11 protein-coding genes and 1 pseudogene are annotated in these 12,417 nt (G+C 67.1%); 9 read left to right on the forward strand and 3 right to left on the reverse strand.

What is annotated here, in order from left to right; translation table 11 throughout:
- The first annotated feature begins 2 nt into the window (after window positions 1–2).
- From WAL33_RS21485 to WAL33_RS21525, 9 genes are all read left to right on the forward strand, one after another.
- Window positions 3–1,382: a hypothetical protein gene (locus WAL33_RS21485; protein ID WP_422184046.1), complete on the forward strand. Its 1,380-nt coding sequence runs from the start codon at window positions 3–5 to the stop codon at window positions 1,380–1,382.
- Window positions 1,383–1,698: 316 nt separating this feature from the next.
- Window positions 1,699–4,161 carry a TonB-dependent siderophore receptor gene (locus tag WAL33_RS21490; protein ID WP_422184048.1) on the forward strand — a complete coding sequence of 821 codons (2,463 nt, stop codon included), beginning with the start codon at window positions 1,699–1,701 and terminating at the stop codon, window positions 4,159–4,161.
- 60 nt (window positions 4,162–4,221) lie between these two features.
- The gene (locus tag WAL33_RS21495) at window positions 4,222–5,520 is read left to right on the forward strand and encodes a CynX/NimT family MFS transporter (protein ID WP_422184050.1); all 1,299 of its coding nucleotides are present in this window, start codon (window positions 4,222–4,224) and stop codon (window positions 5,518–5,520) included.
- 13 nt (window positions 5,521–5,533) lie between these two features.
- The gene (locus tag WAL33_RS21500) at window positions 5,534–6,598 is read left to right on the forward strand and encodes an LLM class flavin-dependent oxidoreductase (protein WP_422184052.1); all 1,065 of its coding nucleotides are present in this window, start codon (window positions 5,534–5,536) and stop codon (window positions 6,596–6,598) included.
- A gap of 5 nt (window positions 6,599–6,603) precedes the next feature.
- Window positions 6,604–7,254 (forward strand): cysteine hydrolase, encoded by a 651-nt coding sequence (locus tag WAL33_RS21505; RefSeq protein WP_422184053.1) that lies wholly within the window; start codon window positions 6,604–6,606, stop codon window positions 7,252–7,254.
- Window positions 7,255–7,277: 23 nt separating this feature from the next.
- Window positions 7,278–8,642 carry a peptidase M20 gene (locus WAL33_RS21510; RefSeq protein WP_422184055.1) on the forward strand — a complete coding sequence of 455 codons (1,365 nt, stop codon included), beginning with the start codon at window positions 7,278–7,280 and terminating at the stop codon, window positions 8,640–8,642.
- A gap of 1 nt (window position 8,643) precedes the next feature.
- Window positions 8,644–9,138 carry a flavin reductase family protein gene (locus WAL33_RS21515; protein WP_422184057.1) on the forward strand — a complete coding sequence of 165 codons (495 nt, stop codon included), beginning with the start codon at window positions 8,644–8,646 and terminating at the stop codon, window positions 9,136–9,138.
- Between the two features lie 15 nt (window positions 9,139–9,153).
- Window positions 9,154–9,966 carry a TauD/TfdA dioxygenase family protein gene (locus tag WAL33_RS21520; RefSeq protein ID WP_422184058.1) on the forward strand — a complete coding sequence of 271 codons (813 nt, stop codon included), beginning with the start codon at window positions 9,154–9,156 and terminating at the stop codon, window positions 9,964–9,966.
- Window positions 9,967–9,968: 2 nt separating this feature from the next.
- Window positions 9,969–10,778, forward strand: coding sequence for an NAD-dependent epimerase/dehydratase family protein (locus WAL33_RS21525; protein ID WP_422184060.1), 810 nt, complete (start codon window positions 9,969–9,971; stop codon window positions 10,776–10,778).
- 146 nt (window positions 10,779–10,924) lie between these two features.
- Here WAL33_RS21525 and WAL33_RS21530 read toward each other — a convergent pair whose 3' ends face one another.
- The 3 genes and pseudogenes from WAL33_RS21530 to WAL33_RS21540 form a co-directional block, all read right to left on the reverse strand.
- On the reverse strand, window positions 10,925–11,410 hold the full coding sequence (locus WAL33_RS21530; RefSeq protein ID WP_422184063.1) for a VOC family protein: 486 nt from the start codon (window positions 11,408–11,410) through the stop codon (window positions 10,925–10,927).
- 27 nt (window positions 11,411–11,437) lie between these two features.
- Window positions 11,438–11,541: pseudogene (locus tag WAL33_RS21535) on the reverse strand (hypothetical protein); the annotation flags it as partial.
- On the reverse strand, window positions 11,538–12,359 hold the full coding sequence (locus WAL33_RS21540) for an oxidoreductase (protein WP_422184062.1): 822 nt from the start codon (window positions 12,357–12,359) through the stop codon (window positions 11,538–11,540). The pseudogene WAL33_RS21535 and the gene WAL33_RS21540, both read right to left, overlap by 4 nt.
- Window positions 12,360–12,417: the final 58 nt, after the last annotated feature.

The raw sequence follows: 12,417 nt of genomic DNA on the forward strand, positions 1-12,417 counted from the left end.
TCATGGGTTCGCCGCTTCACCGAAATTGGATGGGCCTGGCGGCCCTTGGCCTGATGATGGGCGGCTGCGCCCACATCCAGACGCAAGCCACGGCCCGACCTCCAGTTCAGGCGTCAATCCAGACGACCAGGGACTGCCCCGACTACCTGCCGGCCGAGACCCGGTGCCTAGCCGGTCAGGACGCCAACGGCGCCTATTACTGGATCGCCATCCCCAAGGCCTGGAACGGCTCGCTGGTGGTGCACACCCACGGCGGCCCGCGCCTGAAGGCGCCCAAGCCCGACGACGCCCTGGAGGACCTGGAGCGGTTCTCCGTGACCGTGAAGGAGGGCTTCGCCTGGGCGGGGTCCAATTATCGGCGCGCGGGCTACGGCGTGCGCAGCGCCGCCGAGGACAGCGACAACCTGCGCAAGATCTTCTGGGACCAGTTCGGACGCCCCAAGCGCACGATCCTGCACGGCCAGTCCTGGGGCGGGAACGTCGCGGCCAAGACCGCCGAACTGTACGGGCGGGGGGCGAACGGCAAGCCGGTCTATGACGGCGTCATCCTGACCAACGCCGTGCTGGCCGGCGGGACCGGGTCCTACGATTTTCGCGCCGATCTTCGAGCCGTCTATCAGTACTATTGCCACAACCACCCCAGGCCCGACGAACCGGCCTATCCGCTGTGGCAAGGCCAGCCGGTCGGCTCGACCCTGACCAACAAGCAGCTGGACGAGCGTCTGGAAGCCTGCACCAGGGTGAACCAGCCCAAGGACCAGCGCACGCGGACCCAGCAGCGCAATCTCGACAACATCCTGGCGGTGATCCGGATCCCCGAGCGAACGCTGGACAGCCACCTGGGCTGGGCGACCTTCACCTTCGCCGACATCGTCAACAAGCGCCTGGACGGCCACAACCCGTTCAGCAATGTCGGGGTCATCTATTCCGGCTCCGACGACGACACCGCGCTCAATCGCGGCGTGGCGCGGTTCGCGGCCGATCCGGAAGGCGTGCGCAGACTGGCCTATGACGCCGACCTGGGCGGCAAGCTGACGGTCCCGACCCTGACGATGCACGCGATCGACGATCCCACGGTCTTCGTCGAGTTGGAGCGAGTGTTCCGCGACCGCGTCGCCAAGGCCGGGGCCGGCGATCTGCTGGTCCAGTCGTTCACCGACGAACACGAGCACAGCAAGCTGGCGACGCCGGAATACGCCGCGCTGCTGCGCGCGATGAACGCCTGGATCGAACGCGGCGAAAAACCTTCGCCCGCCTCGCTGGCGGCCGGCTGTCAGGAAGCGGTCGCGACCTATGGCGAGGCTTGCCACTTCCAGGTCGACTACACGCCCCGACCACTCGCCGAACGCAGCTACCCTCGGCAAGCGTCCTCCAAGCCCTGACCGCGTTTCTGACGGTCCGAATGTCGGGGAAATCCGCCTCGGCGACTTGATCTGTCGACGGTGATCGCCGGTGCGGCAAGTCAAAGCGCAACGCTTTTGGCGGCCCCTTGTGCGCGATGGATCAAGTTTCTTGACCTTCGCCGTGCTTAAGACGCCGCTGACTGAGCAAGAAGCGGGCGGCAGGGACATTTCGTTCAAAATGTCAGGGAGTGATCCCACTCGGCGGCGGCGACTGGGTGATGCTGGTTCTCAAGAGGCGTCGCCCTGGGGATAATCACCGCGGGTGATGGGCGCGGCGGCCTCGAACGAGGACGTCATGTCGAACCAACGGCTTTTGATGGCGGGATCTTCCGTCGCTGTTCTGCTCGCTCTGTCCGTCGCCGCGTCGGGTCATGCGATGGCCGCCGAGATCACGGCCGACCCGGCCAACCTCTCGACCGCCGTCGATGAGATCGTGGTCAAGGCGCGGGACAAGGCAGGTCTACTGGAGACCCGGCCCAACAACACGGTGTTTGGCCTGGACAAGCCGCTGCTGGAGACGCCGCGCTCGGCCAGCTTCGTCAGCGACACCACCCTGCAGCGCTACGGCATCGAGACCATCGACGGCCTGACCGCGGTTTCGCCCGGCACCTACACCGCCAGCTTCTACGGCGTGCCCGGCGCGCTGAACATTCGTGGCACCCTGGCCGAGAACTACTTCCGCGGCTTCAAGCGCATCGAGAACCGCGGCACCTATTCGACGCCGATCGGCGCGGCCGACCAGATCCAGATCGTGCGCGGTCCGCCGACCCCGATCTACGGCTCGGGCAAGGTGGGCGGCATGCTCAACTTCATTCCGAAGTCGGGCAAGAACGAGGGCGGCTATCTCAGCGAGCCGACCGGCGAGATCACCGCCACCTTAGGCTCTTACAACAGGAAGAACGCCACCGCGCAGGTCGGACTGCCGGTGAACCTGGGTCCAGTGACCGGCGGCGTCTACGCCTATGGCGAGGTCGAGGACAGCCACAGCTTCTACAAGGGCATTTACCCGCGTCGCCAGACCGGCGAGATCTCGGCCGACTTCGACCTGGGCAACGGCTGGACCACGGCGTTCGGCGGCATGAAATACCACTCGGACGGCGATGTTCAGACGCCGGGCTGGAACCGCCTGACCCAGGGCCTGATCGACAACAGGACCTACACCACCGGCCGCGACACCACCCTGGTCGACAGCGACAGCAACGGCCGCATGACCCTGAACGAGATCAGCGGCAACAGCGCCAACCCGTACTATTACGACCCGGCGTTCAACCCGCTCTACATCCCGTACTATAACTTCTACAACACCAACGCCGCCCACATCCTGGACACCGGCGTGGGCACGACCAAGCTGTCGCCGCGCACGGTCTATATCAGCTCGGCCGACTTCTCGAAGACCGACACCAACACCCTCTATTTCGACCTGGCCAAGAGCCTGTCGCCCGACAGCAACATCAAGGCCCAGTTCTTCTACGACGACCAGGAGAACAAGCGCTTCGTCTCGTACGGCTACCCGGCCTGGTTCGACAGCTCGGTGTGGGAAGGCCGGGTGACGTACGACTTCGCCAACACGTTCGCGGACGGCGCGGTCACGGCCAAGTCGTTCATCGGCGCCTCGTACCGCGACTTCTCGGGCCGTCGGCGCGAGAGCTACAACAGCGGTGTGATCGCCCTGGACCGCCGCGACATCAGCTTCGGCGCGACGGCCACCGACATCATCGACAGCCCGTTCTCGACCGAGACCGGCGCCCTGGGCCTGGCCTGGGAGAACGACAACAAGTCCGACTGGAAGCAGAAGGGCGTGTTCTTCATGACCGACGTGATGATCGCCGAGAAGCTGAACCTGATGGTCGGCGGCCGCTGGGACGACTACGACGTCACCTCGCACGACACCGGCGTGCTCAGCTACCAGGTCTCGGGCGAGCAGAAGGCGGGCAAGGACAAGTTCACCTACACCGCCAGCCTCACCTACAAGGCCCCAGGCGGGGTGATGCCTTACATCACCTATGCCGAGGCCTCGGCGCTCGAGATGAGCCAGGCCGGCGACGTGGCCGCCAGCCTGGTGGCCGACGCCAGCGACGCCTGGCTGTCGGACAGCGACCTGGCCGAGGCCGGGGTGAAGTTCCAGTGGCTGAAGGGCACGTTGGTCGGCTCTCTGGCCGGCTACCGCCAGAACCGCACTCAGCTGACCGGCATCACCGGCACCCCGACCGGCACCCGCGCCAAGGGCGTGGAGATGGAAGTCCGCTGGCTGGCCAGCGAGAATTTCAGCTTCACCTTCTCGGGCAACACCCAGCACACCACGGTCAAGGGTCCCGACACCTCGTTCCAGTACATCCCGGCCTACACCGCCGGCGTCCCGGGCTCCCAGGCGTTCGGCGGCACCTATGTGGTCTGGAACTTCAACACCCTGCCGGGCCGAGCGGGCGACTACGACTACACCCTGATCCCCAAGTCGGTGGTCAGCCTTTACGGCGCCTACACCAGCGACGACCACGACTGGGGCAAGGTCGGCGGCGCGCTGGGCGTCACCCACGTGACCAAGACCGCGGGCACGGTGCAGAACGCCGTGACCTATCCGGCCTACTACGTCGCCAACGCCTCGGCCTACTACGAGTACGGTCCGTACACGGTGACGGCCAACATCGATAACCTGTTCGACAAGCTCTACTTCACGCCCGACGCCGACAGCTACGCCAACCTCGGCGCGCTGCCCAGCAAGGGCCGCGAGTGGCGCGTGACCCTGTCGCGCAAGTTCTAGTTCCCGTCCCACGTCCCGGAGACGGGGCGTGGGATCAGCTTTGACGGAGGCACGACGCCCATGTCGACGACGATCCCGTGGAGATCCTGGCTGCTGCTCGGCGCGCTGAGCCTGCTGCTGTTCCTGATCACCGCCTCGACCTTCTCGTCGCTGGGCGTGGTGCTGCCGGCGATGATCAAGGAGCAGGGCTGGGCCTTCGGGCCCGCGTTCCTGGGCTTCACCTTCCTGGGCGCGTTCTGCGGCGGGTCTTCCAAGCTCCCGGCCATGCTGATCCGCAAGATCGGGGTGCGCGGCACGATCATCGCCGGGTCGGCGGTGATGGTGGCCGGCTTCGCGTGTCTGGCGGCTTCGCCGGGCCTGGCGGTCTATCTGATCGGCACGGCCCTGCTGGGCGTGGGCTATCAGATGATGGCCCTCATTCCGGGCACCCACGTGCTGTCGATGCTGTTCAAGAAGCGCGCCCTGCCGTTTGGGATCTATTTCACGATCGGCTCGCTGGGCGGGGTGGTCGGGCCCTGGATGGCCGTCAGCGGCATGCAGATGGCCCATGGCGGGTGGCGCCCTTACTGGTGGGCGCAGGCGATCGCCGCGGTCCTGGTCGGCGCGCTTTGCGCGGCCCTGGTCGGCGGCCGAGCCTGGCTCGAAGCCGCCGCCGTCGAGACCGACAAGGCCGTGGCCGAGGACATCCAAGCCGCTCCCGTCAACGCCCAGGTCTATCGCACCGCCACCGACTGGACCGTGAAGGAGGCTGTCGCCACCCCACAGTTCTGGGTGATCCTGGCCGCCTATTTCGCCCACCTGCTGGGCGGGGTGACCGCCGTCAGCCTGGCCCCGACCCACTTTTCCGAAATCGGCGTGGCCTCGGCCGTGGCGGTCACCGCCATCAGCCTGGAATCCTTGATGCAGGTGGCGGCCCGCATGGGCGGCGGTTTGCTGGGCGACCGGGTGGACCCGCGCTGGCTGCTGGCGGGCGCGCAGGGGATGATGGCCGTAGGCCTGCTGTCCTTGACCCACGCGACCAGCTGGCCGGTGATGATGCTGTTCGCCGTGGGCGTCGGCGTCGGGTTCGGCCTGACGGTGCTGGCGGTCAGCATCCTTTTGCTCAACTACTATGGCCGGAAGAACAATCTGGAGATTTTCTCGCTGGTTTGCCTGGTGGGGGCGGTCTCGGCGCTCGGTCCGGTGATTGGCGGCCTGATGCGCGACCGTCTCGGCGGCTTCGCCCCGACCTTCCAGCTGTTCTCCGCCGTGATCGGTGTCATCTTCGTGGCGGCGCTGTTCATGCGGCCGCCGCGCAAGGCCACCCAAGTCGAACCGGTCGCCGAACCGGTTCCCGATATGCTTCAAGACGCCGCGTAAAGGAGGAGCCGCCATGTTCCACAGCCCATCCAAACACAAGGACTTCGGGGTCTTCATGCCGATGGCCAACGGGGGTTGGATCATCTCCAAGAACGCCCCGAAGCTCGACGGCCTGTATCCGCAGAACCGCGCAGCGGCCGTGTTGGCCGACGAACTTGGCCTCGACTTCCTGATGGCCATGGGCAAGTTCCGCGGCTTCGGCGGCGAAACCAACCATTGGGGCGTCACCCTGGAGTCGGTGACCATGATGGCCGCCCTGGCCGAGGCGACCCAGAACATCCGCGTCTGGGCCACCATCCATCCGCTGCTGCAGAACCCGGCCGTGGCCGCCAAGATGATCGCCACCCTCGACCATATCAGCGGGGGACGCGCGGGCCTCAACATCGTCGCCGGCGCCTACAAGGACGAATTCGAACAGATGGGCGCCTGGGATGACGCGCTCGACCACGACGGCCGCTACCGCCTGACCGAGGAGTGGACCACGGTCGTCAAGCGGCTGTGGAAAGAAGAAAGCGTCGACTTCGCCGGCGAGTTCTTCACGATGAAGGACTGCCAGTCGGCCCCCAAGCCGCTGAGCCAGCCGCGTCCCAGCATCATCTGCGCCGGCATGTCCGAGCGCGGGTTCCAGTTCTCGGTGCGCGAGGCCGACGCGGTCTTCGTCGGCGGCCGCACCCCCGACGAGCGGCGCGACGCCAGCCTGCGGGCCAAGGCCGCCGCCGAGCGCCTGGGCACGACGATCCGCACCTACGCCATGTGCACGATCGTCCACGGCGAGACCGACGCCGAGGCCGAGGCCACCGCCAAGCGCTATGACGAAGGCGCCGACATCGACGCGATCATCGCCATGCTGCAGAGCTGGGGCATGGGCGGCGGCGACCTGCGCGCCAAGGCCCTGGCGACCGGCGCCTTCATGACCCAGACAGCCATCGGCTCGCCGGCCACCTGCGGCGAGAAGATTCGCGAGTTCGTCGACTACGCCGAGCTGGACGGCCTGATGCTGATCTTCCCCGACTATGTCGCGGGCCTGACCATGTTCGGCGCCGACATCCTGCCGGGCCTGCGCGCGGTCTATTCGTGAACGCCATGAGCCCGACCGTGGAAGCCTCCGACGACCTGGCCGGCTGGATCGCGCCGGGTCGCACGGCGGTGCTGATCATCGACATGCAGGTCGATTTCGCCTCGCCCAACGGTGCGCTGGGGGGCTTCATCGACATGAGCGTGGTCGAGCCGGCGCTGTCGGCGGCTGAAAAGCTGGTCGCCGACGCGCGCGCGGCCGGCGTGCCGGTGGTGTTCGTCGGCCTGTCGACCACGGCCGAGACCGACTCCCCGGCCTGGAACGAGCGCATGCGGCGGCGCGGCGGCGATCCCGACGTCGATGCGGCCCTATGCCGGGCAGGGCAGGTTGGATCTGAGTTCTACGGTCCCAAGCCGCTGTCGGGCGAACTGGTGGTCCACAAGACCCGCTATAGCGGTTTCGTCGGCACCGATCTCGACATCCAGCTGACCAAGCTGGGCGTCGACACCCTGGTGGTGGCGGGCCTGACCACGGAATGCTGCGTCGACGGCACCGTCCGCGACGCGTTCAACCTCGACTACCACGTGTTCGTCGCCGCCGACGCCTGCGGCGCCTACGAGGCGGACATCCATGAGGCGTCGCTGAAGGTGATGGCGCTGAACAGCGCCATCCTGACCGATACGGCGGCGATTGCCAGCGCTTGGAAAGGGGCTGCTTGAGTATGGCCGATGGATTTCCCCCGATGGGCGCCAGCGCGCCCTATCAGGTCACCGACGAGGACCGCGCCGCGATCGCCGCCGCGATCAGCCAGGACGAGATCGTCGAACTGGCCCTGACGCTCGGCAACATTCCCGCCCCCTCGGGCAAGGAGCTGGAGGTCGCCAACTACGTCTACGACTGGATGGCGCGCGAAGGCTTCTCGCCGCGCAAGGTCGGGGCCACGCCCGAACGTCCGAACATCATCGGCACGCACGGCGGCAAGGGGATCGGCAAGAACCTGCTTTTCACCGCCCACCTCGACACCGAGGCGCCGACCTGGAACCCCGACCTGGACGCCTACAAGTACGGCCCCGAGACCATGGCCAATCCCGAATGGGAAAAGTGCTGGCTGGAGGACGGCAAGCTGTACGGCTATCCGATCGCCAACGATCGGGGCCCGATGAGCTGCTTCCTGATCGCCGCCAAGGCGCTGAAGACGGCGGGCTACGAGCTGGCGGGCAAGATGTATCTGACCGCCTGTCCCGGCGAGATCGGCCCCGAGCCGATCGAGGAGCATCGCGGCGTCGCCTATATGGGCAAGGACATCGGGGCCCACTACCTGTTCCACCACGGTGGGGTCGCGCCCGACTACGCCATCGCCGCCGAGGGCTGCGACTTCGGCCTGACCTGGGTGGGCTGCGGCTATGCGGTGTTCCGGTTCCAGGTGTGGGGGGAGGGGGTCTTCACCCCGCTGCTCGATCAACCCGAAACGGCGTCCAAGCACCCCAACCCGATCTACAAGATCGGCAAGCTGACCGACGCCATCCACGCCTGGAGCGGCGCGTACGAGAAGAACAATCGCTACGACAGCCCCGGCGGCGTGGCCCAGCCCAAGTCGCAGATCGCCTCGATCCGCGGCGGCATTCCGTTCGCGTTCGGGGCCGGCACCGAGTTGGTGAACCTGTATCTCGAGGTCGGGCTGACCCCGAAGCAGAAGGTGGCCGAGGTCCAGCACTCGCTGGAGGCCATGGTCCGCGACAACGGCCTGGGCCGGATCGACATCGAGCCGGTGGTGGTGCGCCACGGCTTCGAGGCCGACGCCCGCGAGGTGGCCCCGCTGGTCGCCGCCGTCGACGACGCCACCAAGCTGAGCTTGGGCCATCCCGTGGCCCTGGCCAACCCGGTCTATTCCAGCATGTGGCGCGACCAGAACGTCTTCAACATGCACCGCATCCCGGCCATCACCACCGGCTTCCGCCGCTGGCGGCCCACACCCCAGGACCTGGTCGACAGCGCCCTGGTCTACGCCCTGACCGCCCTGGCGGTCTGCGGCCGGGCCAGCCCCGATGAAAGCGCCAAGCGTCCGGCCTCGGCGGTCTATCCCGACAACCCGTTTGGGAACGAGTGACATGGCGGTGGCTGTCAGAGAGCCGGCCCCCGAGCCGCACGACTTCCGCAAGGCCATGGGCAGTTTCGCGGCCGGGGTGACCGTGGTCACCGTCTGTCACGACGGCCGGCTGGTGGGCACGACCGTGAGCGCCTTCAGCTCGGTGTCGATGGACCCGCCGCTGGTCATGGTCTGCCTCAAGCGCGACAGCCGCACCCTGGCGGCGCTCAGCCAGGCCAAGACGTTCTGCGTCAACATCCTGGCCAGCGACCAGGGCGATCTGGCCTACCGCTTCGCCAAGAGCGGGGCCGACGACCGCTTCGCCCTGACCGCCGTCGAGGCGGGTGTCTGCGGCGCGCCTCTGCTGGCCGGGACCACCGCGGCCGTCGAATGCGAACTGCACGCCGCCCACGACGGCGGCGATCACGAAATCCTGGTCGGCCGCGTCCTGCGCGTCGTGGTCGACGAAGCCAAGGCCCCGCTCGTCTATGTGCGCGGCGGCTTCCTGAACGCTTAGGGGGAGCGGTTTCACATGACCTACGACGTACTCGACGTGAAGCCGATGACCCGCCGGATCGGCGCGGAGATCTTCGGTGTCGACCTGGGCAAGCCGCTGACCAATCGGCAGTTCGAGGAGGTCCATCAGGCCCTCACCCAGTACCAGGTGATCTTCTTCCGCGACCAGGAGATGACCCACGACGCCCACAAGGCGTTCGGTCGCAAGTTCGGCGACCTGGCCATCCATTCGGGCGTGCCAGGCCTGGCCGAGCATCCCGAGATCGTGGCCATCCACGCCGACGCCAATTCCAAGTTCGTGGCCGGCGAGAACTGGCACTCGGACCTGACCTGCGATCCTGAGCCGCCTCTGGGCAGCATCCTCTACATGAAGGTCTTGCCTGACGACGGCGGCGACACCTGCTTCGCCAGCATGTACGCGGCCTATGAGACCCTGTCGGACAAGATGAAAGCCTATCTGGAAGGGCTGTCGGCCGAGCACGACGCCAATCCGGTGTACAAGGCGATCTTCCCGGACATCGACCGCAAGTACAATTGCTCGGTCCACCCGATCGTCCGCACCCATCCGGTCAGCGGCCGCAAGAGCCTGTTCGTCAATCCGTCCTACACCACCCGGATCATGGGCGTGTCGAAGGCCGAGAGCACGGCGATCCTGAACTTCCTCTACCAGCACGCCCAGAACCCGGACTTCCAGGTGCGCTTTCGCTGGAGGAAGAACTCGGTGGCCTTCTGGGACAACCGCTGCACCTGGCACCAGGCGATCTGGGACTATTTCCCGGATACCCGCACGGGCTACCGGGTGACGGTGGCGGGCGACAAGCCGTTCTGATCGTGTCGCCCAGCGACCGCCGCGTCCTGCTGCTCGGCGCGGCCGGGGGCATAGGCTCGGCTATCCGCCAGGGCCTTGCCGGCCGCCACGGCTTGATGCGTCTGGCCGATATCGCGCCGATGCCCCCGGCGGGCGAGGGCGAGGAGATTGTCCACGCAGACCTTCTCGACATCCCGTCCCTGGTCGTGGCCATGGCCGGGATCGACACCGTCGTCCACATGGCTGGCGTGCCGGTCGAGCCCGAGACCAACGCCTGGGAGCAGGTGCTGCCGGCCAATATCGTCGGGGTCCACAACCTGTTCGAGGCGGCGCGGCTGGCGGGCGTGAAGCGCGTGCTGTTCGCCTCGTCGCATCACGCGGCCGGCTTCCATCGCCGCGACACGCCGACGGTGGAGACGATGGTCCCGCGCCCCGACAGCTACTACGGGGTCAGCAAGGTGTTCGGCGAGGCGATGGGCCGAATGTACGCCGACAAGTTCGGCCTGCAGGTGCTCAGCTTGCGGATCGGCGCCTATCGCGACAGGCCGTCGGACGTTCGCCAGTTGTCGGTCTGGATCAGTCCGCGCGACATGGTCGAATTGGTGAGATGCGGGATCGAGGCGGCGGATTTCGGCTATGCGACCGTGTACGGCGTCTCGGCCAACACGCGGCGTTTCTGGGACAATTCAGCGGTGGCGTTTCTCGGCTATGCGCCGAAGGACAATGCCGAGGACTGGGCCGGTGAGGTGCTGGCGGGGCCGCCGGAAGATCCGGTCGCCGCGCCGTTCCAGGGCGGCTGGTACTGCGCCAAGGATTTCGTGGGAAAGTCTTAGGGGCGGAGCACACTGACTTGCCCCCACCTGACCGCTTCGCGGTCTGTCCGCCCCCATAGGGGGCGGAGGCTAGATCGCGCGTCCTCCGCCCCCTATGGGGGCGGACAGGCGACGTAGTCGCCAGGTGGGGGCAAGTGGGTGTGACCCTATTCCCGCGTGAAGCTCTCAGGCACTTCCGGGTTCGCCCCCGCCTTGCCCCACAGCACGATCTCATTCCCCCACGGGTCGCGGAAGGCGTGGTTGTAGCCGTTGAACTCAGCCCAATAGTGGTCGCGCCACAGCAGTTCCGCGCCCAGCTTCACGGCCGTGCCCAGGATGCGGTCGGCGCTGTCGTCGTCGCTGATCAGCACCCAGATGCGCGGCTTGCGGCCGTCGGTCGACAGGCCGCGCGGTTCGACGCCGGCGGGCTCGGGATGAGGGCGGGCGTTGGCGGCCTTGAAGATCCCCAGGTGCAGGTTGCCGATCTCGCTGTCAGTCCCGTCGCTTTTCTTGAAGAAGCCGCCGGGCACCATGCGGTGGTACTCGCCCTTGGGCCGGGCGTCGTTCTCCCAACCGAAGACCTCGGCGTAGAAATTGCCGGCGGCGTCCGGGTCTTCCGAGGCCAGGTCGACGAAGATCAGGGTGTTGGTCACGGGGGTGTCCTTGCAACGTTCGGGGGGCCGCCCTCGTCCTTCGACAGGCTCAGGATGAGGGCGAATGCGAGGGCTGTTCAGTTGAAATCCTCATCCTGAGCTTGTCGAAGGACGAGGATTTCACAGCTCATTTGAAGCCGATCGACAGGGTGAGGTCTTTCCAGGCGTCGATGTCGGCGGCCAAGCCGGCCGCGGCGTAGCCGGCGTATTTCAACGCGTCGTCGCCCAGCAGCAGGTGCAGGGGCGGGGCGTCCGCGTCGGCGATGGTCAGGATGGCCTGGGCGGCCTTGGTGGGATCGCCCGGCTCGTGGCCGGCGTGGTCGGCCATGATCCGCTCGGCGTCGCGGGCCAGGCCGTCATAGTCGGCGATCTTGCTGGCGACGATGGCTTTGGAGCCTGTGGAGAAACTGGTGCGCAGGCCGCCCGGGGCGATGTTGATCACCTTGATCCCCAGCTCGGCGACCTCGGCGGCCAGGGTCTGGGTCAGCCCCTCCAGCGCCCACTTGCTGGCGCAGTAGACGCCGGTGCCGGCCCAGACGGCCAGGCCCGAGACTGAAGTGACGTTGATGATCCGCCCGTCGCGGCGGGCGCGCATGGCCGGCAACACCGCCTTGAGCATGGCCAGCGGGCCGATGACATTGGTCTCGAACTGAGCGCGGACCTCGTCGAGCGAAGCTTCCTCCACCGCCCCGACCAGGCCATAGCCGGCGTTGTTGACCAGGATATCGATCCGGCCGGCGACCGCCTCGGCCTGGAAGACGCCTTCCTTCACCGCCGCTTCGTCGGTGACGTCCAGCACCAGGGCGTGGCCGCCCATCCGTTCGAAGGCGTCGGCGTCGGCCGTCTTGCGCACCGTGCCGAACACGAGGTCGCCGCGCGCCAGGGCCGCCAGGGCGATCTCGCGCCCGAGCCCGCCGGACACGCCGGTGATCAGCCAGGTCTTGGTCATGGAAACTCCCGAAATAGATCCTCCCCCTCTGGGGGAGGTGGCCCAGAGGGCCGGAGGG

It is taken from the genome of Caulobacter sp. (assembly GCF_049283275.1).
In the GTDB taxonomy this organism is placed as follows: Bacteria; Pseudomonadota; Alphaproteobacteria; order Caulobacterales; family Caulobacteraceae; genus Caulobacter.

Bases quoted from the DNA above. Each gene is read 5' to 3' on its own strand.
- WAL33_RS21485 (WP_422184046.1), top strand. From the start codon at position 3: ATGGGTTCGCCGCTTCACCGAAATTGGATGGGCCTGGCGGCCCTTGGC.
- WAL33_RS21490 (WP_422184048.1), top strand. From the start codon at position 1,699: ATGTCGAACCAACGGCTTTTGATGGCGGGATCTTCCGTCGCTGTTCTG.
- WAL33_RS21495 (WP_422184050.1), top strand. From the start codon at position 4,222: ATGTCGACGACGATCCCGTGGAGATCCTGGCTGCTGCTCGGCGCGCTG.
- WAL33_RS21500 (WP_422184052.1), top strand. From the start codon at position 5,534: ATGTTCCACAGCCCATCCAAACACAAGGACTTCGGGGTCTTCATGCCG.
- WAL33_RS21505 (WP_422184053.1), top strand. From the start codon at position 6,604: ATGAGCCCGACCGTGGAAGCCTCCGACGACCTGGCCGGCTGGATCGCG.
- WAL33_RS21510 (WP_422184055.1), top strand. From the start codon at position 7,278: ATGGGCGCCAGCGCGCCCTATCAGGTCACCGACGAGGACCGCGCCGCG.
- WAL33_RS21515 (WP_422184057.1), top strand. From the start codon at position 8,644: ATGGCGGTGGCTGTCAGAGAGCCGGCCCCCGAGCCGCACGACTTCCGC.
- WAL33_RS21520 (WP_422184058.1), top strand. From the start codon at position 9,154: ATGACCTACGACGTACTCGACGTGAAGCCGATGACCCGCCGGATCGGC.
- WAL33_RS21540 (WP_422184062.1), bottom strand. From the start codon at position 12,359: ATGACCAAGACCTGGCTGATCACCGGCGTGTCCGGCGGGCTCGGGCGC.